This window comes from Bacillus sp. BK450 (assembly GCF_004364885.1).
Taxonomy (GTDB): domain Bacteria; phylum Bacillota; class Bacilli; order Bacillales; family Bacillaceae; genus Bacillus; species Bacillus safensis.
The window spans coordinates 620,734-646,556 of the sequence record NZ_SOBQ01000002.1 but is presented as its reverse complement, the minus strand read 5'-3'; the positions used below and the strand labels follow the sequence as shown (position 1 = coordinate 646,556).

The following is a 25,823-nucleotide window of genomic DNA, read 5'->3' as shown; positions in this document are numbered from 1 at the left end:
AGCACCAGCACGCAGGACTGACACCGAATGGGAGGGTTTGTCTTTACGCTGAAGGCATCTGCCATGAGCAGATGCCTTTTTTATTGTATAAGTTATTTCCTTTTTAAAAATAATAAGAGGAGACTGACAGCAATCAGTACATAAGGCCAGTACAATTCAAAGCCGGAAACAGGGATCGAAAGGGAACTTAGCTGTTTTGTAATTTGCTGAAAGAAATAAAGGAACAAACCGAGTGCGATCAGCACAACACTTTCAATTCGATATTCTTTTTTCTGAGATGATTTCACAAAGAGTGCAAGTCCTACGATGAACACAATCATTGTAAATGTGTCAGGCCAGTGGTCCAATTTAGGCTGTAGAATAAAGTGTAGCGAAAGGCCTGCCATGAGCATACCGATAAACACATGAGCGCTTTCTTGCTCCTTTTTTCCTTGATATAAGAACGCGAGGCCAAAAAGCAGTACAAGTGTATACCATTTCTCTTGATCCTTCCAAATGTCAAATTGACCTCCTGAGAGAATGGCATATAGCGCTACAGCCAATAAAGTGAGCGGCAGCAAAATGGATTTCTTCTTCAAAGATGTCACCTTCTTTTAAGCAGATCATTTGTCCGCACGCGCCAAATCTGGTAAATTGCTTGAAGTGATGATATGGCATAATTGGTGTCGAACATTTTTCTACTATATCACAACATTTTTGAAATCTGTTCACAATTTTTATCCAGTTAAAAATGAATATATGTTATAATCATTATAAATAATAAATTCTATATTGTAATTATTATAAATTAGACAGGGCGTTGGGGGTGCAAGCTGAAGTTATGCATATTCTTGTTGTGGGTTTAGATTATAAAACAGCCCCTGTTGAGATACGGGAACAGCTGAGCTTTGAACCGAGTGAGCTCGGAACAGCGATGTCCAAGCTTAAAGAAGAAAAAAGCATTCTAGAGAATATCGTCATCTCAACATGTAATCGAACAGAGATCTACGCAGTAGTAGATCAGCTTCATACTGGACGGTTTTATATAAAAAGATTTTTAGCCGATTGGTTCGGTTTAGAAAAGGAAGATGTCTCTCCATATTTGAAGTTTTATGAAAACGATGGAGCGGTTGAGCATTTATTCCGTGTGGCTTGTGGACTTGATTCCATGGTCATTGGTGAAACGCAAATACTCGGTCAAGTGCGTTCCAGCTTTAAAGTAGCTCAAGAGGAGAAGACCATTGGTACCGTTTTCAATTATTTATTTAAACAGGCGGTAACCGTTGCAAAGCGCTCTCATGCGGAAACGGATATTGCGTCTAATGCCGTATCTGTCAGCTATGCAGCTGTTGAGCTTGCCAAAAAAATCTTTGGACGTCTTTCTGATAAGCATGTCCTGATTCTTGGTGCGGGCAAAATGGGCGAACTGGCAGCTCAAAACCTTCAAGGTCAAGGAATTGGCCAAGTAACGGTCATTAACCGAACGTTTGAGAAGGCAAAGGAATTGGCGGGTCGTTTTTCAGGAGAGCCTAAGAGCTTAAACCAATTAGAAAAAACATTATCCGAAGCGGACATTTTAATCAGCTCAACGGGAGCGAAACAATTTGTCATTACAAAAGAAATGGTCGAAAGTGCGAATAAAAAGCGGAAGGGCAGACCTCTATTTATGGTGGATATTGCTGTACCCCGTGATTTAGATCCAGCTATTTCTGAAGTAGAAGGAGCTTTTTTGTATGACATTGATGACCTTGAAGGCATCGTGGCTGCCAACTTAAAAGAACGCCGTGCAGTGGCTGAGCAGGTTGAGCTTCTGATTGAAGCAGAAATTGTGGAATTTAAGCAATGGCTGAATACGTTAGGTGTTGTTCCGGTCATTTCTGCACTTAGAGAAAAAGCACTCACGATTCAAGCCGATACGATGCAGAGTATTGAGCGGAAGCTTCCAAACCTCACAAACCGTGAAATGAAGCTGTTAAATAAACATACGAAAAGCATCATCAACCAAATGCTGAAAGATCCTATCTTAAAGGCAAAAGAAATTGCCGCGGAGCCGAATGCAGAGGAAAAGCTTTTACTCTTTAAAGAAATCTTTGATTTACAGGTTGAAGATGAAGAGCAAAAGGTCGAGCCGATGCAGGTGGAGCAAGGATCATTTCAGCTGTTCAAACCAAATATGGCGCAAGGCTTTGCTACAGTTGCCAGTGAGTGATTAAGCGATGATGGAATCCATTGTAGCGAGACTCAATGAAGCAACGATCTTAATCTATGCACTAAGTGTCTTGTTCTATTTCATAGATTTTCTTCAACACAACCGGAAGGCTGGAAAAATGGCTTTCTGGTTGCTTTCTATTGTCTGGCTGCTGCAAACAGTCTACATGTTCTATATTATGATGGAAACAGACCGATTCCCTGTGTTGAATGTAGCAGAGGGGTTATATTTTTATACGTGGGTGCTTGTGACACTTTCTCTTGTGCTCACAAAGGTATTGCGCGTTGAATTTATTGTCTTTTTTACAAATGTGATCGGTTTTTCCATGATGGCGATTCACACCTTTACACCATCTGATCTCCATTCAGCAGAACTAACGGGGAAGCTGACGAGTGAACTGCTCGTGATTCATATTACGATGGCGATTTTATCCTACGGTGCCTTTTCACTTTCATTTGCTTTTTCACTGCTTTATCTCTTTCAATATCGTTTGCTGAAAAAGAAAAAATGGGGAAAATGGCTTCTGAGAATTGAAGACTTATCAAAGCTGGATCATATGGCGTACGTATTAAACATTATTGGTGTGCCTATGCTCTTGCTTAGTTTAATTCTTGGCATCATATGGGCATATATTTCGTATGATACGTTGTACTGGACAGATGCAAAGGTGCTTGGTTCGTTTATTATGCTGTTTTTATACGGCTTTTACTTATATATCAGATTGGTGAGAAATATGCAGGGCAAAATCGTGGCACTATGGAATGTCGCTTCATTTCTTGTGCTGATGATCAATTATTTTCTGCTTGGTAGCTTATCAACCTTTCATTGGTTTCAATAATGATGAGTCTTAAAGGCATTGTCGGGAGGAAGACGTATTGCGTACAATTAAAGTAGGTTCTAGACGAAGTAAGCTGGCAATTACACAAACAAAATGGGTCATTCAAAAGCTGTCTGAACTAAACCCTTCTTATTCTTTTGAAATAAAAGAAATTGTGACAAAGGGTGATCAAATTTTAGATGTGACTTTATCTAAGGTTGGCGGAAAAGGACTGTTTGTTAAAGAGATCGAGCAGGCGATGCTGAATCATGATATCGATATGGCGGTGCACAGCATGAAGGATATGCCGGCTGCTCTTCCAGAAGGTTTAGTTATTGGCTGTATTCCTGAGCGTGAAGATGTGCGGGATGCACTAATTTCGAAGGATCATCTAAGTCTCAGCGAACTGCCTAAGGGCGCAATTGTAGGAACAAGCAGCTTACGGCGCAGCGCCCAGCTTCTTCAGGAAAGACCAGATCTTGAGATTAAATGGATTCGAGGAAACATTGATACGAGATTGGAAAAGCTGAAAAGTGAAGAGTATGACGCCATTATTCTAGCGGCTGCCGGTCTGTCCAGAATGGGATGGAGCAAAGAGGTCGTGTCGGAATTTTTATCTCCTGAGACTTGCCTTCCTGCCGTTGGACAAGGCGCGCTATCGATTGAGTGCCGCGGGGATGATGAAGAACTGCTTAAGCTTCTCGCCCAATTTACGAATGAATATACGAAGAAAACCGTCCTTGCAGAAAGAGCCTTCCTCAAACAAATGGATGGAAGCTGTCAGGTGCCGATCGCTGGCTATGCAACGATGAATGAGCAGCATGAAATTGAACTAACAGGTCTTGTTGCATCTGCTGATGGCCACACGATTATTCGAGAAACCGTCACAGGCACTGACCCTGAAGCCATTGGAACAGCGTGTGCGAAGCAGATGGCCGATAAGGGAGCAAAGGATTTGATCGACAAGGTGAAAAAGGATCTGTCTCAATGAGCATAGGCAAATCGCTTCACGGACAGACGGTGCTTGTCACTCGAAATGAACGTCAAGCGGGCGTGTTTCAGCAAAAGATCGAAGCGCTGAACGGTCATGCGGTTTTAACCTCTCTTATTCGGTTTGAGCCTACGCTCACAAAAGAAAAAGCGCAGGCCTTTTTAAAGGACTTACAAAATAGCCACTGGCTTGTTTTCACGAGTGTGAATGGTGCGTCTTTTTTTCTGAATTACATAAAAGACCATCATTTACATAAGAGCTTAACCCATTTGAAAGTGGCTGCTGTAGGAGAGAAAACCTCTGCCTATCTTGAGCAGCACGGCTTGAAGGTGGATGTGGTGCCAGAACGATTTATAGCGGAGGAACTGGCAGATGCATTACTTGACCATGTACGCCCAGGAGAGCGTGTGTTTGTAGCAAAAGGGCATCTGTCACGAGATGTGGTGAAAGAGACCCTCATTCCGCTCGGCATAGAGGTAAAAGAATGGATTTTATATGAAACAGTCAAGGATGAGGAAGGAATTGCTGCTCTTAAATCGGCAATGACGAAGCAATCATTTGATTTTATTACATTTACTAGCTCATCCACTGTTCATTCTTTTATGCATGTGATGGAACAAGACGCAGCGAAGCTTGCTGCATCTGACACCTGTTTTGTGACGATCGGTCCTCTGACAAAAGAGGCACTGCTTCAATACGGGATTTCTTCTGAAACCCCAGATACTTATACGATAGACGGAATGCTTGATTTAATGTGCCGTTTATCTGAAAGGAAGTTGAACCATTGATGAAATTTAACAGACACCGCAGATTGCGGACAAGCGCAGGAATGAGAGAATTAGTCAGAGAAACCTTTTTAAGACCATCTGATTTCATTTACCCGATCTTTTTTGTAGAGGGAGAAAATGTCCGAAAAGAAGTCTCTTCAATGCCTGGTGTATATCACATTTCTGTAGACCTCGTGAAAGAAGAAGTCCAAGAGCTTGTTGATCTTGGCATCAAATCGATCATTGTATTTGGTGTGCCGGATCATAAAGATCATGTAGGCAGTGAGGCGTATCACGATCATGGCATTGTTCAAAGAGCAACGCTTGAAATCAAAAAGCATTTCCCAGAGCTCGTGGTCATTGCAGACACTTGCTTATGCCAATATACAGATCACGGACATTGCGGAATCGTTGAAGATGGAGAAATTTTAAATGATGAATCTCTTCAGCTATTAGCGAAAACTGCTGTCAGCCAAGCGCGTGCAGGTGCAGATATCATCGCACCTTCAAATATGATGGACGGATTTGTTGTTGCCATTCGTGAGGCACTTGATGAAGCAGGCTTTATTCATGTACCTGTCATGTCATATGCGGTGAAATATGCAAGTGCTTTTTACGGTCCGTTTCGTGATGCGGCACATAGTACACCGCAGTTTGGAGATCGTAAAACATATCAAATGGACCCTGCAAACCGTTTAGAAGCACTAAGAGAAGCGCAATCTGATGTAGAAGAGGGAGCTGACTTCTTAATTGTCAAACCATCTCTTTCTTACTTAGACATTATGCGTGATGTGAAAAATGAATTTACCCTCCCTGTTGTTGCTTATAATGTGAGCGGAGAGTATGCGATGGTGAAAGCCGCCGCTCAAAATGGCTGGATTTCTGAAAAAGAGCTTGTTCTTGAAATGCTGACAAGCATGAAACGTGCAGGAGCAGAACTCATCATTACGTATCATGCAAAAGATGCAGCAAAATGGCTCTCAGAATAAAGAACGGATAGACAGGAGGACGTTGAAATGGGACGTAGCTATGAAAAATCAAAGCAAGCATTTGAAGAAGCACAGCAATTAATGCCTGGTGGTGTCAACAGCCCTGTGCGTGCATTTAAATCAGTCAACACAGACCCGATTTTTATGGAACGAGGCAAAGGCGCCAAGATCTATGATATTGATGGAAATGAATACATCGATTATGTTTTATCATGGGGACCGCTTATTTTAGGACATACGAATGACCGTGTTGTTGAAAGCATTCAGCGAGTAGCGGAAAATGGGACAAGCTTCGGTGCTTCTACGTTAGTTGAAAATGAATTAGCTAAACTTGTATCAGAACGGGTTCCTTCCATCGAAGTTATTCGCATGGTCAGCTCTGGTACAGAGGCAACGATGAGTGCACTTCGTCTAGCTCGTGGTTTTACAGGCAGAAATAAAATTGTGAAATTTGAAGGCTGCTATCATGGCCACGGTGATTCTTTGCTCATTAAAGCGGGTTCTGGAGTGGCAACGCTTGGACTGCCAGATAGTCCTGGTGTTCCTGAAGGGACGGCAAGCAACACCATCACAGTGCCGTACAATGATTTAGAAAGCATTCAAGTTGCTTTTCAAGAATTCGGAGATGATATCGCTGGTGTTATTGTAGAGCCGGTCGCAGGAAATATGGGGGTTGTCCCTCCACAAGAAGGTTTCTTGCAAGGACTAAGAGACATCACGGAGCAATATGGATCATTGCTTATTTTTGATGAGGTCATGACAGGCTTCCGTGTGGATTATCACTGCGCGCAAGGCTATTTTGGCATCACACCTGATCTGACGTGCCTTGGTAAAGTGATTGGAGGCGGTCTTCCAGTCGGTGCTTATGGCGGAAGAGCGGATATTATGAGACAAATTGCGCCAAGCGGTCCAATTTATCAAGCAGGAACGTTATCTGGTAACCCTCTTGCGATGACAGCAGGCTTAGAAACCCTAAAACAGCTGACACCTGAGTCTTATGAAGAATTTAAACGAAAAGGTGACCGTTTAGAAGAAGGCATTTCGAAAGCGGCGAAAGCATACGGAATTCCATTAACGTTTAACCGTGCGGGCTCCATGATCGGATTCTTCTTTACAAATGAAGAAGTGATCAATTATGACAAAGCGAAAACAGCTGATCTTGCTTTATTCGCTGAATTTTACAAGGAAATGGCCGATCACGGCATCTTCCTCCCGCCTTCTCAATTTGAAGGACTATTCCTGTCAACAGCTCATACAGATGAAGACATCGAATATACGATTGAGACAGTGGAAAAGGTTTTTCAAAAACTACGTCGATAAAACAAAAGGCCGATATGGAGACATATCGGCTTTTTTGCATTAGAGAAAACCAATCATATTTTCACTACCTCCCTCATACAACTGTATTGACATCTAATTTTATTTTTTAAGGATTAGATGAAAGGAGGACACCGACTTGTCTCAAAACAATCGATTACAGTTTTCAGTAGAAGAATCCATTTATTTCAAAAGCGGACAGGAAGTCAGTGAGCTGCTGTCAATTTCTCTTGACCCTGACATTCTCGTTCAAGAAGTGAATGATTATGTTTCTATTAGAGGTTCACTCGAGCTAACAGGAGAATACAACATAAATCAGGAGGAGCTATTGGGTGAATTGAGTTCCTTTCCAACATACAGGGAAGCAGATGAGGTAAAGGTCAGAGAAGACGGAACGGCGGAGCTTTTGCATCAATTTCCAGTCGATATCACCATTCCGAAGAACAAAATTAGTCATTTAAATGATGTGTTTGTGTTTATTGATGCGTTTGATTACCAGCTGACAGAGAATCGTTTGCTCACCATTCAGGCTGATTTAGCCATTGAGGGCTTGTTAGACGAGGAAACGCCTCAAGCGCCTGTAGAGGAGCCGTATGAATTTGTCCATCGTCCTGAAGTGGATTATGGCGATATGGCCTACGATTATCGGTTGCAGCCAGAACAAGAAGAACAAGAAGAGCTGCAAGGCGAAGAACGTGAGCGTGATGAGGATCAGCCTGTATTCCAACATGACACGCGCGCGGAGCAAGAGGAACAGGAAGTGCAGGAAGTACAAGAAGAAGAGGAAGAAGAAATTGAGATAGAATTGGTGAACAGGGAAGTAGAGGAAGCGTCCGACGAACCTGAAGAATTAGAAGAACCTGAAGAGCCAGAACAGCCGGAACAGCCGAATAATCAAGAAGAAGCTGTGGCGCTTGGTTATCGATCCATCCCTGAAGCTCAGGTGCAGGAACCACCATTTTTTGAACCGCCAAAGCTATTAGAAGAAGAGGAGCGGGAAGAGCCGTTCTTTGAAGTGGAAGTAAGAAAGGATCCGGAAGCTGCTGAAGAGCAGGAAGAAACGGTACAGTCGTATCCGGCTTTTGAATCACCTGCTGATCAAGTGGAGCCTGAGCATGAGGCGCACGATGATGAATATCAGCTCGGGCGGTTATATGAACGGGAAGCACCTAAAATATATGAGTCAGCTCAAGAAGAAGAGGAGCTTGAAGAAGACGTGAGAGAAACGTCTGGCAGTGAGAATTCTCTTTATTTAACAAAGCTGTTCGCTAAGCAGGAGGAGGAAGATTTTTCCCGCATGAAAATATGTATAGTTCAGCAAGAAGATACGGTCGATCGTATTTGTGAGAGATATCAGTTGAATGTGCAGCAGCTTCTTCGCACAAACTCATTATCGATTGATGCGGAGCTTGAGGAAGGGCAGATTCTTTATATTCCTGAATATCAAAAAAGCAATGCATAGCAAGCGATGACTGACCGAGAAAATGTGGTGAGTGAACGTGGATGAAATCCAATCTGTCTTATACGAATACGGACTTGAGGCTGAATATATTGAACCTGTCAGTCCTGCTGTCATTAAGGTATATACAAAGCAGGGTGTATTTGCTCTAAAGCGAGTAAAAGCCAGCCGGCATATGCAATTTACAGAACAAATGCTTGAACTGGAATCAAAGGGCTATCGCTCCTTTGTGCCGATTTATCGGACGACGAGCGGTTCCTTTTTCTCAAGTCATCGGGAAAGCCAGTATGCATACTATCTGATGCCGTGGCTGACGAATGAAAAGAGAGAAGAGCAGGACGATAAGCACGAATATTTATTTCAAGAGATTGCAAGACTTCATAAGCGGACTGAAGTCATGATGGATATCACTGAACAAGAGATAGAAGCACATTACACACAAATCAAGACCAAATGGGAAACAGAGAAAGACATGTATGAACGATTCATAGAGCGGGCAGAACAAACGTGGTATATGTCGCCATTTGAGCTGGCCGCTGCTATGTATTTTTCAGAGGCGATGTCTGCCAGTGAATTTGCGCTTGAACGTTTAGAAGATTGGCATGAAGAAATGAAAGACAAAGAGACAACGCGTGTTGTGCTAAATCATGGGCAGCTATCGATCCATCACTTTTTGTATAATGATGTAGGGACAGGACATTTCACCAATTTCGAGCGGTCTAAAAAAGCCTCCCCCATTTATGATCTTTTGACCTTTTACTTTCGGACTTTCAAAACCTATCCTACGTCTTGTCCTGAATGCACTTCTTTGTTTTATACGTATCAAAAAGGAAACCCTCTTCGGGAGGAAGAACTGCATTTGTTCCTAAGCTACCTCGCTTATCCGCAAGGGCTGTTTGATACAGTAAAAGCCTATGAAGCAGGCGGGCAGGATGAAATGGAAAGCTGCCAGCAGCTGTTAAGAGCGTATTGGCAGATGAAAAATTCTGAGCCGACGGTCATGAAAATTCACGAGATTGAGCAGGCTAGACGGCTTGAAGAAGAACAAAATGCCTCGTCATCGGCGGAATGACGAGGTTATGCTGCGTTGGCTTTATATCGGCAGGTACATAATGATGAGTTTTTAAAACCAATCAAGATGAAAGGCACAGGCGAGAAAAATAAGAATACCTAGAATGAGGACGTCAAATGTCGTAGGGAAAATGATCGTACGAAATCCTTGAAATATAGCAATCGGGAGAACGACTTGGGAAGCAACTGCCCGAATTTGTCTCAGCCAGGGGGGAAGTGTGTAAGGATTGATCTTCTTCAAATCAAACGCCCTCCTTCTTCATTTTGTTATTATCATATGGGCAAAAGGGCGAAGGGTGCCTGCCCAATTTGTATAAAGAAGAAGAAAAGCGGAAAAGATGATTGACGAAAACAAAAGGCATTTAGTAATATTAATAAAAGATGAGTATGTGCTGATGAACGTGATATATCGTAAGCGTGGATCAGGAAGAGTACGAGCAAGACCCTAAAGAGAGGGAAGCCAAGAGCTGAAAGGTTTCCTAGGATGTACTTGTTTGGAAGGTCGCCTGTGAGCTTAATTTCTTGAATGAACAAGTAGAGAAATTCGGGAGAACCCCGTTATCCTTTAGAGTGTATGGGACACGTGTATGTGTCTCGTGAAAAAAGGTGGTACCGCGAAAAAGCTTTTTCGTCCTTTTATAAGGATGGAAAGGCTTTTTTTATGTTTCATCAGCCGAAAAAATGTGGAGGTTACACAAATGGAAACAAATAATCAAGAAATGCCAACAAAGTACGATCCAAATGCGATTGAAAAAGACCGCTATACGTACTGGCTTGAAGGGAAATTCTTCGAAGCACAAAATGACAAAACGAAAGATCCATATACAGTCGTCATTCCTCCACCAAACGTGACAGGAAAACTGCACCTTGGGCATGCATGGGATTCTACACTACAAGACATCGTGACACGTATGAAACGGATGCAGGGCTATGACGTTCTTTGGCTTCCAGGTATGGACCATGCCGGTATTGCGACTCAAGCAAAAGTCGAGGCAAAGCTTCGCGAAGAAGGCGTAAGCCGGTATGACCTTGGCCGGGAGAAATTTGTGGAAGAAACGTGGAAGTGGAAAGAAGAATATGCAGATTTTATTCGCAGCCAGTGGGCGAAAATGGGTCTTGGCCTCGATTACTCCCGTGAACGTTTTACTTTAGATGAAGGTCTGAATAAAGCCGTTCGCCAAGTGTTTGTTCAATTGTATGAAAAAGGGCTTATTTATCGCGGAGAGTACATCATTAACTGGGATCCAGCAACGAAAACGGCACTTTCTGATATTGAAGTGATTTATAAGGATGTTCAAGGTGCGTTTTATCACTTGAGATATCCGCTTTCAGATGGAACAGGTTCAATTGAAATTGCGACAACAAGACCTGAAACTATGCTGGGGGATACAGCCGTAGCCGTACACCCTGATGACGAACGCTATCAGCATTTGATTGGAAAAACAGTGGTTTTACCAATTACAGGCCGTGAAATCCCAATCGTCGGTGATGACTATGTCGATATGGAGTTTGGCTCAGGTGCTGTGAAAATTACACCTGCTCATGACCCGAATGACTTTGAGCTTGGAAACCGTCATGGGCTCGAGCGTATTCTTGTCATGAATGAAGATGGCACAATGAATGCGAATGCCCTGAAATACAAAGGAATGGACCGTTTCGAATGCCGCAAACAGCTTGTGAAGGATTTACAAGAGGAAGGCATTTTGTTCAAAATTGAGGACCACATGCATTCAGTTGGTCATAGTGAGCGAAGTGGAGCTGTCGTTGAACCGTATTTATCGACACAATGGTTTGTGAAAATGCAGCCGCTGGCAGACGAAGCCATTCATCTGCAAAAAGGGGACGACCAAGTTCAATTTGTTCCAGACCGATTTGAAAAGACATATTTACATTGGATGGAAAATATCCGTGACTGGTGTATTTCTCGTCAGCTATGGTGGGGACACCGCATTCCGGCTTGGTATCATAAAGAAACGAAAGAAGTATACGTTGGACTTGAAGCGCCAGAAGATATTGAGAACTGGGAACAGGATAACGATGTACTTGATACATGGTTTAGTTCAGCGCTGTGGCCGTTTTCTACAATGGGCTGGCCAGATGCAGACAGTGAAGACTTCAAGCGCTACTACCCAACCAATCTGCTTGTAACAGGCTATGACATCATTTTCTTCTGGGTATCCCGCATGATCTTCCAAGGTCTTGAATTCACAGGAGAAAAACCGTTTAAAGATGTCCTCATTCATGGGCTCATCCGCGACGAACAAGGACGTAAAATGAGTAAGTCGCTTGGCAACGGAATTGATCCAATGGAGGTCATCGACAAATACGGTGCGGATTCATTAAGATATTTCTTAGCGACTGGAAGCTCACCAGGCCAGGATCTTCGTTTTAGCTTTGAAAAGGTTGAATCCACTTGGAACTTTGCGAACAAAATTTGGAACGCATCCCGTTTTGCTTTAATGAATATGGATGGTTTAACGTATGATGAGCTTGATTTATCAGGAGAAAAATCAGTTGCTGATCAATGGATTTTAACACGCTTAAATGAAACAATTGAAAGTGTCACACAGCTTGCTGACAAGTATGAATTCGGTGAAGTGGGCAGACATTTATACAACTTCATTTGGGATGATTTCTGTGATTGGTACATTGAAATGGCGAAGCTTCCGCTTTATGGTGAAGACGAAGCAGCAAAGAAAACGACTCGTTCGATCCTTGCGTATGTATTAGATCAAACAATGAGACTTTTACATCCGTTTATGCCGTTCTTAACAGAAGAAATCTGGCAGCATCTACCGCATGAAGGTGAGTCTATTACTGTAGCGGCATGGCCTGAAGTGAAGCCGGAGCTTTCCAACGAACAAGCTTCTGCTGATATGAAGCTGCTTGTTGAACTCATTCGTTCTGTTCGTAACATTCGCAGTGAAGTGAACACGCCAATGAGCAAACAAGTTGAGCTTTACATTAAAGCATCTACGTCTGATGTTCAGGAACGTTTAGAGAAAAATCGTTCATATATTGAGCGATTCACGAACCCAAGTGTTCTTGAAATTGGCACAGATGTCCCAGCTAGTGATAAAGCGATGACGGCTGTTATTTCTGGAGCAGAACTCATTCTGCCGCTTGAAGGCTTAATCAACTTAGATGAAGAAATTGCTCGTCTGCAAAAAGAGCTTGATAAACTGACAAAAGAAGTGGAACGAGTTCAGAAAAAGCTTGGCAATGAAGGCTTTATGAAAAAAGCGCCTGAAAGTGTCGTAGAAGAAGAGCGTGCGAAAGAACGTGATTATGTCGCAAAACGCGAAGCTGTTCAAAAGCGTATTGAAGAGCTGAAAGCATAAGAGTGAAAAGACGGCTCCTAATGAAATGGAGTCGTCTTTTTTGAAAATTTCGTATGAAATGAGAGATGACATTGTTTACAACCTACCATGAAGCGATTGAGTGGATTCACAGCAGACTGGCCTTTGGCGTAAAACCGGGTCTTGAACGAATGAAATGGCTGATGAACAGACTAGGAAATCCGGAACAAAGCATAAAAGCAGTACATGTTGCAGGTACAAATGGCAAAGGATCAACCATTGCGTTTACGCGTTCTGTTTTACAGGCAGCCGGCTATTCAGTCGGAACTTTCACCTCCCCATTTATACTAACGTTCAATGAAAGAATCAGCGTGAACGGAGCGCCTATAGAGGATGAAGAATGGCTGAGTTTGGTGAATGAAATCAAGCCTCTTGTTGATGAATTAGATCAAACAGAGCTTGGCGCAGCAACAGAATTTGAAATCATTACAGCATGTGCATTTGCTTATTTTGCTCATGTGCACCAAGTAGACTTTGTCCTCTTGGAAACAGGGCTTGGCGGAAGGCTTGATTCTACAAATATTGCTGTGCCTATCTTAACAGCGATTACGTCGATTGGTCATGATCATATGGCCATTTTAGGTGACACACTTGAACAGATTGCAGCTGAAAAAGCGGGCATTATCAAAAAGGGTATTCCGATGATCACGGCAGTTCATCAGCCTGAAGCTCTTGCTGTCATTCAAAACACAGCAAAAGAAAAGAATGCCGAATGTATTTCCTTACATGATACTTGCAGCTTTGATGAGCAGCAGCCGACAGAAACAGGTGAACGTTTCACATTACGCACATCAAAAAGGCAGTATCCTCAGCTTGAAACAGGATTAATTGGAACGCATCAAAGGCAAAATGCTTCCCTTGCTGTTTTACTCATTGAATGGCTGGAGCAAGAAGGCTATATTAGCGTGACAGAAGAGCAAATATATGAAGGCATTCGGCAGGCAGTTTGGGCTGGGAGATTTGAAAAGATTAAAGATCAGCCTCCAGTGTATTTAGACGGCGCTCATAATGAAGAAGGGATCGACCGTTTAATTGAAACCGTACAAGCTCATTTTTCTAGTAAAGAGGTGCATATATGTTTTAGTGCTTTAAAAGATAAGCCGTACAAGCAAATGATTCAAAAGCTTGATGCTGTAAGTTCTTCTATTCATTTTGTTTCATTTGATTTTCCAAGAGCCGAATCAGCTGAAAAGCTTTATGTATGCAGTCAATTAGACGGAAAGTCGTATGATGATGACCCTCGTACAGTGCTTGAGTTCATTCAGAAAAAAAGTGATGATCCTTCAGTGGTGATTCTTGTGACTGGCTCTCTTTATTTTATTTCAGATATCCGAAATCGTATTTTAAGGTAAGCAAAAGACGCAATTGCTTTTATGCAATGTGCGTCTTTTTCTTTTGAAATGTAAAAGAGCGGGTTTACTAGGTACTCAAGTTGCAGCGTTGATGACGGGAATGAATTCTATATGGAGTGAACATATTTTATTCGATGCCCATCCTTTCTTATTCCCTCTATGATGATATATGAGATATTTTTAATCAAATTTCACTTCAAGTAATGACTGCTACTTTTTATGATGGATTATTTTGGGTTTAATGTAACTGTATAGTACAATGGATAAAAAGGTGCATCGCGTAGTATTAATTTATAAATTAACAGATTGTAATTTAATTTTTAAAACGCTTTCCCTCAATTTTCACCTGAAAGGAGGAATAACTTGTTTATTATCAGTTGAGTACTTCTTTCTTTTATGTTATTAATAGTTGTTTTAATAGTTGTCATCCTTTTTAAACGAATTATTTTAAGGAAAAGCATAGGTGTTTACTATACTCCCTTTGACAATATTACTGGAAACACCAGTATTGAATTTCATGAAGAGCAAAATGAAGAAGAGAATGAAGACGATCAAGGTAATGATAAAAATAATGGAAAAAAAATCTAGAAACTATTAAATAAATTATTATTTAATAGTGATGGAAGTGTTGTTGAGATAATATATGGTGTTAATTTTAGTGCTCTTCTTACAAAATGAGCGTAAAAATAATTGCTTATACAAGATATCCGAAATCGTATTTTAAGGTAAGCAAAAGACGCAATTTCTTCTATGCAATGTGCGTCTTTTTTCTTTTGAAATGTAAATGAGAGGGGAAATCACATTTTCATTAGGTGTTCAAGGTGAATCGCTATGGTAAAATCCGGTCTATCTTATTCTCGGAAGGGGTCACGATATATGATAGGCATTTTTGTGTTTCTTGCGGGCGTCACCATGGGGTCATTCTTTCATCTAGTCGGTGAAAGGCTGCCACTGAAGCGGTCTATTCTTTTTCCTCGTTCTCACTGCACAGCCTGTAAACAGCCGCTTTCCTTGCGCGAGATGATTCCGCTAGTTTCGTATGCATTATTGAGGGGAACTTGTAAACATTGCGGCACTCGGCTGCCAATGCTATCTCCACTGATTGAGCTGCTGTCAGGCAGTCTTTTTTTGCTCATGTATAGAATCGCTGGTATTTCGTTTGAAGGTCTTTTTCTTGTGATTCTTTGTAGTTTATTTGTGATTGCTGTCGTGAGCGATCTCCTTTATATGAGGGTGCCAAACGAGCTGTTTCTCTTCTTTTTCCCTCTTTTCGTCATATACCGCACGCTTGAACCTCTTCTTATTTGGTGGGAAGGAGCGGCTTCGCTTCTTTTTTGCTTTCTCTTGTTTTATAGTTTAGATCGTTTCAAGCCAAATAGCATGGGCGGAGCTGATATGAAGCTGTTCGGTGTGCTTGCATTTTGCTTTGGATTCAAGCCATTCCTTCTCATTCTTTTCCTCTCGTGTATCACTGGAATCGTCTATGCGAAGGTTTTTTCTTTTCGATTAGATGAGCCATTTCCCTTTGTTCCTGCGATCTCTTTTTCTTTTTGGCTGTATCTCTATGGAGTTCATGTCATGCTCCCGTTCGTCGGGTCGATCGGTTGAAAAAATTGGCGAACACTTTTTTTCCCTGCCGACAAAAGTCTTGTTCTTTTTTTTATCCGCTATGTTAAAGTGTGAAACAGAAAGAAGGACGGGTTACATTCGCGCTGATTCATTGGACAAAAAGGTCTTTCTTACAAACAATGTCAGAAAGCGGGGAATGACAGTGAAAAAAAGGCAGGCAAAAAAACAAGGATTAAAAGTCAATATTAATGGCAAAGAAGAAATGCTTCATGAAGATGACCACCAGCCGCCAAAACAGCAAGAGGATGATCAAGTGACGTTTTCGAATTGGGAGGAAAAAAGGCAGTCAGAACAGGAGACAGCTGCTTCCGAGGAAGAACCGGCTAAACCAAAAGAAGAAGACTTCCAGTGGGATGACGCAGCTGATCATATTTATCATTCTGACCCAAAGGTCGTCACACCTTATCAAAAGAAAAAAGGCTCCTTTGAACAGAAGTTCGGTAAAAACCGCGGCCCGTTTAAGAGAGTGATGACAACGATTGTGTTTGCAGTGGTTCTTGGGACAGGCCTTGGTGTGTTTGCACTTAGCTTAAGTCAAGATGGTACTGAGAATCCATCAGGGGGAGATATCAGCGTTTCAGCGTCCGGAAATCAATCATCAATGAAAGCGGGCGGGGATGCGCCGCCAGCAGATACTGCTGATGAATCAAAAGAGAATAAGGATGAAAAAAGCGCCTCTGGCAGTTTTTCAACTTATGTCGTACAGGCTGGAAAGTTTTCCTCTGAAAAAGGAGCAGATGAATTAGTTGGCAGTTTAAAAGAAGCAGGATATGCGGGGAAAAAGGTCTCGATGGATGATGGCTATTATGTCATTGCCGGGCTTGCGACAGAACAGGGCATGACAAGTGCTGTTGGGAAGAAGCTGATTGATCAGCACTTTGAGGCGTGGGGAGGCAAGGAGCTCTCATTTCAAGTACCGGAGGAGCTGACTAGTTTAATAGAAAAGGCATCTGTTTTATCCTCTAAGGTCATTGCAGGGGATGATGTGGATCAAAAGGACGTTGCGCAGCTAATCTCTGAGCTTGAAAGTGCTAAAACAACGGACGCACCAGCTAAAAGCAGTTTGCTAAAAGCGGTGCAGCTGTTAAATGAACCTACTGCTGAAAACGGGTGGAAATCTCAGCAGGCATTGCTTGATCAATTAAATACGTAAAATCATATTTTAAGAAACCAAACTAGTCAAAAAATGACTAGTTTTTTTCTTTTGCATCCAACATAATGATGAAGGAACATGAAAAATGAATTTTCGTAAATTGTCGGTAAGATGTACATTTGATAGGATGAATGGGTATCTTACTTCTTAGGCTAAACCCTGAAAGGATGAACAAACATGAACCAATTGATTCTCGCATCTCAATCCCCTAGAAGAAAAGAATTGCTTGATCTAGCAGGGTTTTCTTATGACATTCAAGCAAGTCAATTAAAAGAAGAAATAAATCGAAACTTTTCTCCTGCAGAGAACGTCCAATGGTTGGCAGAACAAAAAGCAAGTGATATTCAAAGATTATATCCCGAAGCTGTGATTATTGGTGCAGATACGATTGTTGCAATTGACGGCAAATGTCTTGGGAAACCAAAAGACAAGGAAGAAGCGGCCTCAATGCTTCAATTATTGTCAGGAAAGACACATCAAGTCTTGACGGGTGTCACGATTCAGTCAGAGAATAGAAAAGAAACATTTTATGAACAGACAGAAGTGACGTTTTGGACACTTACGCAAAATGAAATAGACCGCTATATCGAAACGGGAGAACCGCTTGATAAAGCGGGAAGCTATGGCATTCAAGGAAAAGGCGCACTGTTTGTTCAAAAAATAGATGGTGATTATTTTTCAGTTGTAGGTCTCCCTATTGCCAAAACAGTTAGAGTGCTCGAAACATTTGGAATCACCCCTTTTTGATGACAGGAAGGAATCTAAAAGGAGTGGGCATCATGAACGATTTCCCTATGTTGTTAAAGCATTTTCCTCAAGATGAAAAGCCGAGAGAACGATTGATCAAATATGGTCCCGGCAGTCTGTCAAACCATGAACTTGTTGCGATTCTTTTAAGGACAGGCACAAAAAAGGAATCAGTTCTTCAAATTTCTGCAAGACTTCTGCAAACATTTGGCGGTCTTCGCACTATAAGAGAAGCCTCAATTGAAGAAATGTCGAAGATTCGAGGAGTTGGAAAGGCGAAGGCGGTCTCTCTTTTAGCTGCTTTAGAACTCGGCACTAGATTACATCATCAAACGACGGACAACCGCTATGTGATCCGCACACCAGAGGATGGGGCAAACTTTGTGATGGAAGATATGAGGTTTTTACAACAGGAAAATTTCGTTTGTCTTTATCTCAATACTAAAAATCAAGTCCTTCATAAACATACCGTGTTTATTGGAAGTTTGAACTCATCCATCGTTCACCCGCGTGAAATTTTCAAAGAGGCCTTTAAACGGTCCGCTGCTTCATTTATATGTGTGCACAACCATCCATCTGGAGATCCGACGCCGAGCAGGGAAGATATTGAAGTCACACAGCGACTTTTTGAATGTGGAAAGCTGATTGGAATACAGCTGCTTGATCATCTTGTCATAGGTGATCAAAAATTTGTGAGTTTGAAGGAAAAAGGGTATTTGTAACACTTTTTTTTTCAATGTTTTACGATATAATAGAGTTTATGAGTTTTTCCCTAAGGGAATTTTGGTTTAAGAAAGGAAGATACATACATATGTTTGGAATTGGTACAAAAGACCTTGGAATAGATCTTGGCACAGCGAATACGCTTGTTTTTATTAAAGGAAAAGGCATTGTTGTAAGAGAACCTTCGGTCGTAGCCTTGGAAACTGATACGAAGTCTATAGTGGCAGTCGGAAATGATGCTAGAAACATGATTGGCCGTACACCTGGTAATGTTGTGGCACTACGCCCAATGAAAGACGGTGTCATTGCAGATTACGAGACGACAGCAACAATGATGAAATATTACATTAATCAAGCATTAAAAGGCAAAGGGCTTTTTGCTCGTAAACCTTACGTCATGGTATGTGTACCATCTGGTATTACAGCTGTAGAAGAGCGTGCAGTCATTGATGCAACAAGACAAGCTGGTGCACGTGACGCATACCCTATTGAAGAACCATTTGCTGCGGCAATCGGTGCTAACCTTCCTGTATGGGAACCAACAGGAAGTATGGTTGTGGATATTGGCGGCGGTACAACAGAAGTAGCGATTATTTCTCTTGGCGGCATTGTGACATCACAATCAATCCGTGTGGCAGGAGATGAGATGGATGATGCGATCAGCAGCTACATCCGTAAAACGTATAATCTAATGATCGGTGATCGTACATCAGAAGCGATTAAAATGGAAATCGGTTCTGCGCAGCCTGACGTACATGATGAGATGGACATTCGCGGACGTGACCTTTTAACAGGTCTGCCAAAAACAATCTCTATTACGGCAGAAGAGATTGCAAAAGCGCTTCGCGATACGGTGGAAACAATTGTCGATGCAGTGAAAATGACTCTTGAAAAAACCCCGCCTGAGCTCGCAGCAGATATTATGGACCGCGGAATTGTTTTAACAGGAGGCGGTGCACTGCTGCGTAATCTTGACAAAGTCATTAGCGATGAAACGAAAATGCCAGTCATTATTGCAGAAGACCCGCTTGACTGTGTGGCAATCGGGACAGGGAAAGCACTAGAACATATTCATTTGTTCAAAGGAAAATCAAAAGATAATCGATAATCGGGCGTAATTAAAGAGGTGTAAGACATGCCGCAGTTTTTTATGAATAAAAGATTAATGTTGCTCCTTGTCTGTGTCATCGTACTGGTGGCCATGATTGGTTTTTCAGTGAAAAGCGGCAGAGGTGCTTCATGGCCGGAAAAATTAGTGGGGGATACGACAGGCTTTTTTCAAGGTGTCTTTCATAAACCATCACAATTTATTGCCGGTATTTATGGGAACGTACAAGATTTAAAGAACACATATGATGAAAACGAGCGTCTTCGAAAAAAACTTGATGGACAAACTCAATATGAGGCGAAACTTCAAGAACTAGAAGATGAGAACAAAAAGCTTCGCAAACAGCTTGGCTATGTGAACTCTATTCGTGACTACACGCCAATTCTATCAACTGTTATCGCAAGAAACCCTTCTCTTTGGGATAGCTTTGTGATGATTGATAAAGGGAAAAAACAAGGCGTGGAAAAAGATATGGCAGTCACTAATGAGAGTGGCGCATTAATTGGGAAGATTGAAAGTGATAAGCTTAACAATTTTACTTCGACTGTAAGATTGCTAAGCTCTACTGACCAAAATAATAGAATTTCAACGAAAATTTTTGCGAAAAAGGGCAAAGAAGAACTCAATGGAATCATTAACGGTTATGACAGCAAGAAAAAAATGCTGACTATGAATATTCTGAAATCCGATGCAGATGGGGATGTCAAAAAAGGAGATCTTGTTGAAACATCTGGAGCAGGGGGCGTATTCCCGCAAGGCTTAACGATTGGTAAGGTAAGTGAAATCGAGCCAGACCATTACGGCCTGACAAAGATCATTTACGTAGAACCAGCGGCTGAACTCAACAATTTAGACCGTGTGATTGTGGTGAATCGCAGCACAAGTACAGCAGATGCATCTGAATTGACGAAGGAGGAAGGCTCGTGAAACGTGTCCTTCTTGCTTTCGTCATGTTGTTTATCTTCGTATTTGACAGCATTTTTGTTGATTTAGTGAAGCTCCCATTTGTTTCAGAGAATCAAATTTTAGCTCCTCATTTCATTTTACTCGCACTTGTATTTATGACTGCTTTTGTGAATCAAAAATATGGTGTGATTTACGGATTTATCTTTGGACTTTTATATGATATTTCATATACAGGCATACTTGGTGTTCATATGTTTGGCTTTGGGGCGCTTTGCTATTTGTTAGCAAAAGCCTTTAAAGTTCTGCAAACGAATATGTTAGTCGTTGTCTTTCTGTCGATTATTGCTGTTTCCGTGATGGAGTTTTATGTATACGGCGTTCAAGCGACAATTCAACCAGGGATTATGCCGTTTAATACGTATGTCATCGAACGCTTTATTCCAACGATTCTTTTAAATACTGCTGCGTCTCTCATACTTGTTGTGCCGTTTAGGCTCTTTTTCACCCACGTGAAACAAGGACTGATCGACGAATAAAAGCAGGAGTTTGTCCAATTACGGCGAAATGAGTATGTTGTTGAGGTGAGCATCTTGAAAACTCAAAAACAGCAATATGTGACGATAAAAGGTACAAAAAACGGATTAACATTACAGTTAAATGATGACTGTTCGTTTGATGACCTTCTTTCCGGCTTGCGAGAGGTTCTATTACTTGAGCAATATACAGATGGAAGAGAAGGACATAAGGTCAATGTGCATATTAAGCTTGGTTTTCGGTATTTAACAGAGGATCAGGAGACGCGTTTGACTGAAGCGGTGTCTGAAAATGAACATCTCGTCATCCACTCCATTGAAAGTGAAGTCATGTCAACTGAAGAGGCGAGACGATTAAAAGCAGAGGCTGAAATTACTTCTGTAGCAAAAATTGTGCGCTCTGGACAGGTGCTGCATGTCGAAGGAGATCTTTTATTAATAGGAGATGTCAATCCTGGCGGAACGATTCGCGCAGGAGGAAATATTTTTGTGCTTGGCGCATTAAAAGGTGTGGCGCATGCTGGATGTAATGGCAACAAACAGGCTGTTATTGCGGCATCTCATATGATTCCAACACAGCTTCGCATCGCACAAGTTTTTAACCGCGCGCCAGACCAAAAAGAAGATGGAAATGAAATGGAATGTGCTTATTTAGATATAGATGGCAATATGATCATTGAACGCCTGCAGCAATTGGCTCATATAAGACCTAATCTGACAAGGCTTGAGGGAGGAATGTGAAATTGGGCGAGGCTATTGTGATTACCTCAGGAAAAGGCGGCGTTGGCAAAACAACAACATCTGCAAACTTAGGCACAGCACTAGCAATTCAAGGGAAAAAAGTGTGTCTAGTTGATACCGATATCGGCCTTCGGAATCTGGATGTCGTGATGGGGCTAGAAAACCGCATTATTTATGATCTAGTCGATGTAGTAGAAGGAAGATGCAAAATTCATCAAGCGCTTGTAAAAGATAAGCGTTTCGAGGATCTTTTGTATCTTTTACCTGCTGCTCAAACAAGTGATAAAACGGCTGTAGAGCCGGAACAGATCAAAGAATTAATTCAATCATTGAAACAAGACTTTGATTATGTTGTCATTGACTGCCCTGCTGGAATTGAGCAAGGCTTTAAAAATGCTGTATCCGGTGCAGACAAGGCCATTGTCGTGACGACGCCTGAAATCTCAGCTGTAAGAGATGCGGACCGAATCATCGGTTTGTTAGAACAAGAAGATATCGAACCGCCTCGTTTGATTGTCAACCGTATTCGTACACACATGGCGAAAAATGGCGATTCAATGGATGTAGATGAAGTGGTACATCATTTATCAATTGATCTACTTGGCATCGTAGCAGATGATGATGATGTGATTAAGGCTTCAAACAATGGTGAACCGATTGTGATGGATGCTAAAAACAAAGTATCGATTGCCTATCGCAATATTGCCCGCCGCGTACTAGGCGAATCTGTTCCGCTTCAATCTTTTGAAGAAGAAAACAAGGGAATGTTTGCAAAGCTCAAAGCATTTTTTGGTGTAAGAGCATAATCACTTAAGCGTGATAGAAAACCTTTGCAGTCTAGGAAAGACGGCTGCCTTTGCGAAGCGAATTTGACATTCGTGAGTACCGGAGCGCAGACCTGACACTGAATGCAAGGGTTTGTCTGCACGCTGAGACCGATTCGATGAGAATCGGTCTTTTTGTTGCATATCAGATGGGGTTGTCACATAAAATGTACAAACTGTTTGTATGTAAAGGGTGATCTCATGAAAAGAGTGGACGAGTACCGAAAGAAAATCGCGCAGCGCCGCAAAATGATGCAGCCAGCCGCTCCTCCTAAGAAGACGGCTTTCAAGAAAAAAGAAGATATCCCGCCATGGGTTATGCTGACAGAGGAAGAAAAGCATTCTGGCTCGACCTCCTATGAACCGGCGACTCATCAGACAAAGAAATACCGTCATCCCTTATTTAACCCGAATACCTTTGTGCTTAAATGCTTATTATCAGCGTCCCTTGTTTTGATTGCAGCCATTTCATTTAAAGGTCAGACAGGTCCGTTTCAGCAGCTGAAGCCGATGATTACTCAGACTTTTGAGCAAGATTTTCAATTTGCTGCTGCTAACCGCTGGTTTGAAAAAACAGTTGGACATCCGCTGGCCTTTTTAACAGAGAAAAAAGATGCCCAAAAGGACGTGCAAGCGAATCAAGAACTAGCTGTTCCTGCCTCTGGTAAAGTGCAGGAATCCTTTACGCAAAATGGAGCAGGTGTCAAAGTGGAGACATCCGCTGAAGCCATTGATAGTATGAAGGAAGGCTACGTGGTCGAGGTGAAAAAGCAAAGCGATACAGGGCTTACTGTTGTAGTGCAGCATGCAGATAACAGCTATAGCTGGTACGGTCAATTAAAGAAAGCCGATGTGGCCTTATACGATTTTGTCGATAAGGGTGAAAAAATTGGCCAGATTTCGCTTGATGATCAAGGGAAGGGCACGTATTACTTTGCTATTAAGCAAAATGAACAATTTATCGATCCTATTCAGGTGATGACCTTTGAATAGATGGCTGCTCATGCTGACGAAAATTCACATCCATCCGCTGCTGTGGATTGTGATGGCGTTTGCGATTCTGTCAGGTCAAATCAAGCCGCTGCTTTGTCTGCTCGTGATCGTCTGTGTCCATGAACTTGGACATGCAGCGGCTGCCTGCTATTATCATTGGCGCATTCGGCGGATTTTTTTACTGCCATTTGGCGGAACGGTGGAAGTAGAGGAACATGGGAACCGTCCGTTAAAAGAAGAGCTGGCGGTCATTTTGTGCGGGCCGCTTCAGCATGTACCGCTCCAGCTTATGGCATGGCTTTTCATGGAGGCTTCTCTTATCTCGCACGACGTCTTTACGATGTTTACCTTTTATAATATGGCGATTTTCCTTGTGAATCTTTTGCCCGTTTGGCCGCTTGATGGCGGAAAATTATTCTTTTTGCTCTTATCTGTTTTTTACCCTTTCCAACGTGCACATGCCCTAGCAATAAAAGGCTCACTTGTCTTTTTCGGTCTATTGACAGGAGGGTTACTTTTGTTTGCACCACTGCAATTCAATGGCTGGGTGCTGCTCACTTTTTTAGCTTATTCACTCGTGATGGAGCACAGGCAGCGGCATTACGTCAGGGTGCGCTTTTTACTAGAACGGTATTACGGTAAAAAAGAGCAAAAGGTAGAAAAACTGATTCCGCTGAGAGCAAGTGCAGAGGAAAAAGTATACGAAGTAATGGCACGATTTCAAAGAGGCTGCAAGCATCCGATTATTATTGAAAGAGATGGCGTGAAGATGAGCCAGCTTGATGAAAATGAACTGCTCCATGCGTATTTTTCAGATCGCAGAACCACCTCCTCAATGGAAGAGCTTCTTTTACCGTACTAATGGTGAAAATACATTGACATTCTGCGTCTAGTTTGATATATTTTTTAATGTTATGGATATGTAGCACCCGTGCTACAACCGCGCGGAGCAGGTGCAAAGAGCCTATTGGCCCCCTGTATTCGGCGAGTCTGAGTTTATTAGGAGGTGCAGAGATGTACGCAATTATCGAAACTGGTGGTAAACAAGTAAAAGTTGAAGAAGGTCAAACTGTTTATGTTGAAAAACTAGCTGCTGAAGCAGGTGAAACAGTAACTTTCGAAAACGTATTGTTTGTCGGCGGAGACACTGTCAAAGTGGGTAACCCTTCAGTTGCTGGAGCAACAGTAACGGCTAAAGTTGAAAAACAAGGTCGCGGTAAGAAAATTACTGTGTTCAAGTACAAACCGAAGAAAAACAACCACAAGAAACAAGGTCATCGTCAACCTTACACTAAAGTTGTTATCGAAAAAATCAACGCTTAAGGCGTGTGAGTGATATGATCAAAGCAACCATTACTCGGTCTTCAGCAGATGAAAGCATTACGTCTTTTCAGATGACTGGACATGCCGAGTTTGCTGAAAAAGGTCAGGATCTCGTTTGTGCAGGTGTATCTGCTGTTGTTTTCGGCTCAGTCAATTCAATTATTGCACTGACAGGATTGGACCCACTGCTCGATATTGGTGAAGAAGGCGGCTATTTCTCTTTTGAGGTGCCAGCTGATACAGACCCAGTATCCTTTGAAAAAGCCCAGCTGCTTTTAGAAGGCATGGTCGTTTCCTTAGAGACAATTGAACGAGATTATCACGATTATGTGAGAATATCAACAAAAAAATAGGAGGTGAACTTCATGCTTAGATTAGATCTTCAATTTTTCGCATCTAAAAAAGGGGTAGGTTCTACAAAGAACGGACGTGACTCTGAGTCTAAACGTTTAGGCGCTAAACGTGCTGATGGTCAATTCGTAACTGGTGGTTCTATCCTTTATCGTCAACGTGGAACGAAAATCTATCCAGGTGAAAACGTTGGACGCGGAGGCGACGACACTCTTTTCGCTAAAATCGACGGAACAGTTAAATTCGAACGTTTCGGTCGTGACCGTAAAAAAGTGAGCGTATATCCTGCGGCACAATAATTGCTAAAAACTCCGGTCATTGACTGGAGTTTTTTTCACTTTTTACAAGCAGTACCCGAAGATGATAAAAGAAAATGCACTCCATAAATATCAAAGAACGTTTGCTGACTTTGCCTCATTTTCTCCTATACGATCAGAAAAAACAACCTTTCCTCACATAACTAGTGTTTTTCTATGCTGTCT

Annotated in this window: 27 protein-coding genes and 2 other annotated features; of the genes, 25 read left to right on the top strand and 2 right to left on the bottom strand. The window is 42.0% G+C overall.

Going from position 1 to position 25,823, the window contains the following annotated elements:
• Positions 1 to 92 precede the first annotated feature (92 nt).
• Positions 93 to 578 (bottom strand): hypothetical protein, encoded by a 486-nt coding sequence (locus EV579_RS08550; RefSeq protein WP_133744263.1) that lies wholly within the window; start codon positions 576 to 578, stop codon positions 93 to 95.
• Between the two features lie 242 nt (positions 579 to 820).
• On the opposite strand from EV579_RS08550, the gene hemA reads away from it, so the two are divergent.
• The 8 genes from hemA (at position 821) to ysxE (ending at position 9,600) form a co-directional block, all read left to right on the top strand.
• Positions 821 to 2,188, top strand: a complete 1,368-nt coding sequence (hemA, locus tag EV579_RS08545; protein WP_024427831.1) for a glutamyl-tRNA reductase — start codon at positions 821 to 823, stop codon at positions 2,186 to 2,188.
• 7 nt (positions 2,189 to 2,195) lie between these two features.
• The gene (locus tag EV579_RS08540) at positions 2,196 to 3,026 is read left to right on the top strand and encodes a cytochrome c biogenesis protein (RefSeq protein WP_024423174.1); all 831 of its coding nucleotides are present in this window, start codon (positions 2,196 to 2,198) and stop codon (positions 3,024 to 3,026) included.
• A gap of 37 nt (positions 3,027 to 3,063) precedes the next feature.
• A complete protein-coding gene (gene hemC / locus EV579_RS08535; RefSeq protein WP_098677011.1) occupies positions 3,064 to 3,996 on the top strand; it encodes a hydroxymethylbilane synthase in 933 nt (310 codons plus the stop codon).
• Positions 3,993 to 4,784: a uroporphyrinogen-III synthase gene (locus tag EV579_RS08530; RefSeq protein ID WP_133744262.1), complete on the top strand. Its 792-nt coding sequence runs from the start codon at positions 3,993 to 3,995 to the stop codon at positions 4,782 to 4,784. Before hemC ends, EV579_RS08530 begins: the two co-directional genes overlap by 4 nt.
• A complete protein-coding gene (gene hemB, locus EV579_RS08525; protein WP_029706177.1) occupies positions 4,784 to 5,752 on the top strand; it encodes a porphobilinogen synthase in 969 nt (322 codons plus the stop codon). Before EV579_RS08530 ends, hemB begins: the two co-directional genes overlap by 1 nt.
• Positions 5,753 to 5,779: 27 nt before the next feature.
• Complete coding sequence (gene hemL / locus EV579_RS08520) at positions 5,780 to 7,072, top strand: glutamate-1-semialdehyde 2,1-aminomutase (RefSeq protein WP_024427834.1); 1,293 nt, start codon at positions 5,780 to 5,782, stop codon at positions 7,070 to 7,072.
• 136 nt (positions 7,073 to 7,208) lie between these two features.
• Positions 7,209 to 8,531 (top strand): LysM peptidoglycan-binding domain-containing protein, encoded by a 1,323-nt coding sequence (locus EV579_RS08515; protein WP_133744261.1) that lies wholly within the window; start codon positions 7,209 to 7,211, stop codon positions 8,529 to 8,531.
• Positions 8,532 to 8,568: 37 nt separating this feature from the next.
• Positions 8,569 to 9,600 carry a spore coat protein YsxE gene (ysxE, locus tag EV579_RS08510; protein WP_133744260.1) on the top strand — a complete coding sequence of 344 codons (1,032 nt, stop codon included), beginning with the start codon at positions 8,569 to 8,571 and terminating at the stop codon, positions 9,598 to 9,600.
• A 51-nt stretch (positions 9,601 to 9,651) separates the two neighbouring features.
• Here ysxE and EV579_RS08505 read toward each other — a convergent pair whose 3' ends face one another.
• On the bottom strand, positions 9,652 to 9,840 hold the full coding sequence (locus tag EV579_RS08505) for a hypothetical protein (RefSeq protein WP_003216497.1): 189 nt from the start codon (positions 9,838 to 9,840) through the stop codon (positions 9,652 to 9,654).
• A 168-nt stretch (positions 9,841 to 10,008) separates the two neighbouring features.
• Positions 10,009 to 10,238 (top strand) — a binding site (T-box leader).
• Between the two features lie 59 nt (positions 10,239 to 10,297).
• Between EV579_RS08505 and EV579_RS08500 the strand changes: the two genes are divergently transcribed.
• From EV579_RS08500 to rpmA, 17 genes are all read left to right on the top strand, one after another.
• A complete protein-coding gene (locus tag EV579_RS08500) occupies positions 10,298 to 12,940 on the top strand; it encodes a valine--tRNA ligase (RefSeq protein ID WP_103131879.1) in 2,643 nt (880 codons plus the stop codon).
• A gap of 65 nt (positions 12,941 to 13,005) precedes the next feature.
• Complete coding sequence (locus tag EV579_RS08495; RefSeq protein ID WP_133744259.1) at positions 13,006 to 14,310, top strand: bifunctional folylpolyglutamate synthase/dihydrofolate synthase; 1,305 nt, start codon at positions 13,006 to 13,008, stop codon at positions 14,308 to 14,310.
• A 396-nt stretch (positions 14,311 to 14,706) separates the two neighbouring features.
• Positions 14,707 to 14,898, top strand: coding sequence for a DUF3951 domain-containing protein (locus tag EV579_RS08490; RefSeq protein WP_133744258.1), 192 nt, complete (start codon positions 14,707 to 14,709; stop codon positions 14,896 to 14,898).
• A gap of 288 nt (positions 14,899 to 15,186) precedes the next feature.
• Positions 15,187 to 15,918: a prepilin peptidase gene (locus EV579_RS08485; protein WP_133744257.1), complete on the top strand. Its 732-nt coding sequence runs from the start codon at positions 15,187 to 15,189 to the stop codon at positions 15,916 to 15,918.
• 157 nt (positions 15,919 to 16,075) lie between these two features.
• Positions 16,076 to 17,092, top strand: coding sequence for an SPOR domain-containing protein (locus tag EV579_RS08480; protein WP_243837398.1), 1,017 nt, complete (start codon positions 16,076 to 16,078; stop codon positions 17,090 to 17,092).
• Between the two features lie 177 nt (positions 17,093 to 17,269).
• Positions 17,270 to 17,839, top strand: a complete 570-nt coding sequence (locus tag EV579_RS08475; RefSeq protein WP_024423165.1) for a Maf family protein — start codon at positions 17,270 to 17,272, stop codon at positions 17,837 to 17,839.
• A 47-nt stretch (positions 17,840 to 17,886) separates the two neighbouring features.
• Positions 17,887 to 18,561: a RadC family protein gene (gene radC / locus EV579_RS08470; protein ID WP_029706175.1), complete on the top strand. Its 675-nt coding sequence runs from the start codon at positions 17,887 to 17,889 to the stop codon at positions 18,559 to 18,561.
• A gap of 89 nt (positions 18,562 to 18,650) precedes the next feature.
• Positions 18,651 to 19,670 carry a rod shape-determining protein gene (locus EV579_RS08465; RefSeq protein WP_007501538.1) on the top strand — a complete coding sequence of 340 codons (1,020 nt, stop codon included), beginning with the start codon at positions 18,651 to 18,653 and terminating at the stop codon, positions 19,668 to 19,670.
• 27 nt (positions 19,671 to 19,697) lie between these two features.
• Entirely contained in the window at positions 19,698 to 20,597 is a 900-nt protein-coding gene (mreC, locus tag EV579_RS08460) for a rod shape-determining protein MreC (RefSeq protein WP_024423163.1), read from the top strand.
• Positions 20,594 to 21,112, top strand: a complete 519-nt coding sequence (mreD, locus tag EV579_RS08455; protein WP_024423162.1) for a rod shape-determining protein MreD — start codon at positions 20,594 to 20,596, stop codon at positions 21,110 to 21,112. The genes mreC and mreD overlap by 4 nt, the downstream gene beginning before the upstream one ends.
• A gap of 54 nt (positions 21,113 to 21,166) precedes the next feature.
• Complete coding sequence (gene minC, locus EV579_RS08450) at positions 21,167 to 21,850, top strand: septum site-determining protein MinC (RefSeq protein ID WP_024423161.1); 684 nt, start codon at positions 21,167 to 21,169, stop codon at positions 21,848 to 21,850.
• A gap of 2 nt (positions 21,851 to 21,852) precedes the next feature.
• A complete protein-coding gene (minD, locus tag EV579_RS08445; RefSeq protein WP_017358134.1) occupies positions 21,853 to 22,656 on the top strand; it encodes a septum site-determining protein MinD in 804 nt (267 codons plus the stop codon).
• Between the two features lie 219 nt (positions 22,657 to 22,875).
• Positions 22,876 to 23,667, top strand: coding sequence for a M23 family metallopeptidase (locus tag EV579_RS08440; RefSeq protein WP_024423160.1), 792 nt, complete (start codon positions 22,876 to 22,878; stop codon positions 23,665 to 23,667).
• Complete coding sequence (locus EV579_RS08435) at positions 23,660 to 24,529, top strand: M50 family metallopeptidase (RefSeq protein WP_024423159.1); 870 nt, start codon at positions 23,660 to 23,662, stop codon at positions 24,527 to 24,529. Before EV579_RS08440 ends, EV579_RS08435 begins: the two co-directional genes overlap by 8 nt.
• 66 nt (positions 24,530 to 24,595) lie before the next feature.
• Positions 24,596 to 24,669, top strand: a sequence feature (ribosomal protein L21 leader region).
• A gap of 12 nt (positions 24,670 to 24,681) precedes the next feature.
• The gene (rplU, locus tag EV579_RS08430) at positions 24,682 to 24,990 is read left to right on the top strand and encodes a 50S ribosomal protein L21 (protein WP_003216781.1); all 309 of its coding nucleotides are present in this window, start codon (positions 24,682 to 24,684) and stop codon (positions 24,988 to 24,990) included.
• Between the two features lie 14 nt (positions 24,991 to 25,004).
• On the top strand, positions 25,005 to 25,343 hold the full coding sequence (locus tag EV579_RS08425) for a ribosomal-processing cysteine protease Prp (RefSeq protein ID WP_024423158.1): 339 nt from the start codon (positions 25,005 to 25,007) through the stop codon (positions 25,341 to 25,343).
• A 12-nt stretch (positions 25,344 to 25,355) separates the two neighbouring features.
• Entirely contained in the window at positions 25,356 to 25,640 is a 285-nt protein-coding gene (gene rpmA, locus EV579_RS08420) for a 50S ribosomal protein L27 (RefSeq protein WP_003216586.1), read from the top strand.
• Positions 25,641 to 25,823 lie beyond the last annotated feature (183 nt).

Coding starts and splice junctions, on each gene's coding strand:
- EV579_RS08475 (WP_024423165.1), top strand. CDS start 17,270: ATGAACCAATTGATTCTCGCATCTCAATCCCCTAGAAGAAAAGAATTG.
- EV579_RS08495 (WP_133744259.1), top strand. CDS start 13,006: ATGACATTGTTTACAACCTACCATGAAGCGATTGAGTGGATTCACAGC.
- EV579_RS08540 (WP_024423174.1), top strand. CDS start 2,196: ATGATGGAATCCATTGTAGCGAGACTCAATGAAGCAACGATCTTAATC.
- EV579_RS08530 (WP_133744262.1), top strand. CDS start 3,993: ATGAGCATAGGCAAATCGCTTCACGGACAGACGGTGCTTGTCACTCGA.
- EV579_RS08465 (WP_007501538.1), top strand. CDS start 18,651: ATGTTTGGAATTGGTACAAAAGACCTTGGAATAGATCTTGGCACAGCG.
- hemL (WP_024427834.1), top strand. CDS start 5,780: ATGGGACGTAGCTATGAAAAATCAAAGCAAGCATTTGAAGAAGCACAG.
- EV579_RS08485 (WP_133744257.1), top strand. CDS start 15,187: ATGATAGGCATTTTTGTGTTTCTTGCGGGCGTCACCATGGGGTCATTC.
- radC (WP_029706175.1), top strand. CDS start 17,887: ATGTTGTTAAAGCATTTTCCTCAAGATGAAAAGCCGAGAGAACGATTG.
- EV579_RS08480 (WP_243837398.1), top strand. CDS start 16,076: ATGACAGTGAAAAAAAGGCAGGCAAAAAAACAAGGATTAAAAGTCAAT.
- EV579_RS08490 (WP_133744258.1), top strand. CDS start 14,707: ATGTTATTAATAGTTGTTTTAATAGTTGTCATCCTTTTTAAACGAATT.
- rplU (WP_003216781.1), top strand. CDS start 24,682: ATGTACGCAATTATCGAAACTGGTGGTAAACAAGTAAAAGTTGAAGAA.
- EV579_RS08500 (WP_103131879.1), top strand. CDS start 10,298: ATGGAAACAAATAATCAAGAAATGCCAACAAAGTACGATCCAAATGCG.
- EV579_RS08425 (WP_024423158.1), top strand. CDS start 25,005: ATGATCAAAGCAACCATTACTCGGTCTTCAGCAGATGAAAGCATTACG.
- hemA (WP_024427831.1), top strand. CDS start 821: ATGCATATTCTTGTTGTGGGTTTAGATTATAAAACAGCCCCTGTTGAG.
- mreC (WP_024423163.1), top strand. CDS start 19,698: ATGCCGCAGTTTTTTATGAATAAAAGATTAATGTTGCTCCTTGTCTGT.
- EV579_RS08440 (WP_024423160.1), top strand. CDS start 22,876: ATGAAAAGAGTGGACGAGTACCGAAAGAAAATCGCGCAGCGCCGCAAA.
- rpmA (WP_003216586.1), top strand. CDS start 25,356: ATGCTTAGATTAGATCTTCAATTTTTCGCATCTAAAAAAGGGGTAGGT.
- hemB (WP_029706177.1), top strand. CDS start 4,784: ATGAAATTTAACAGACACCGCAGATTGCGGACAAGCGCAGGAATGAGA.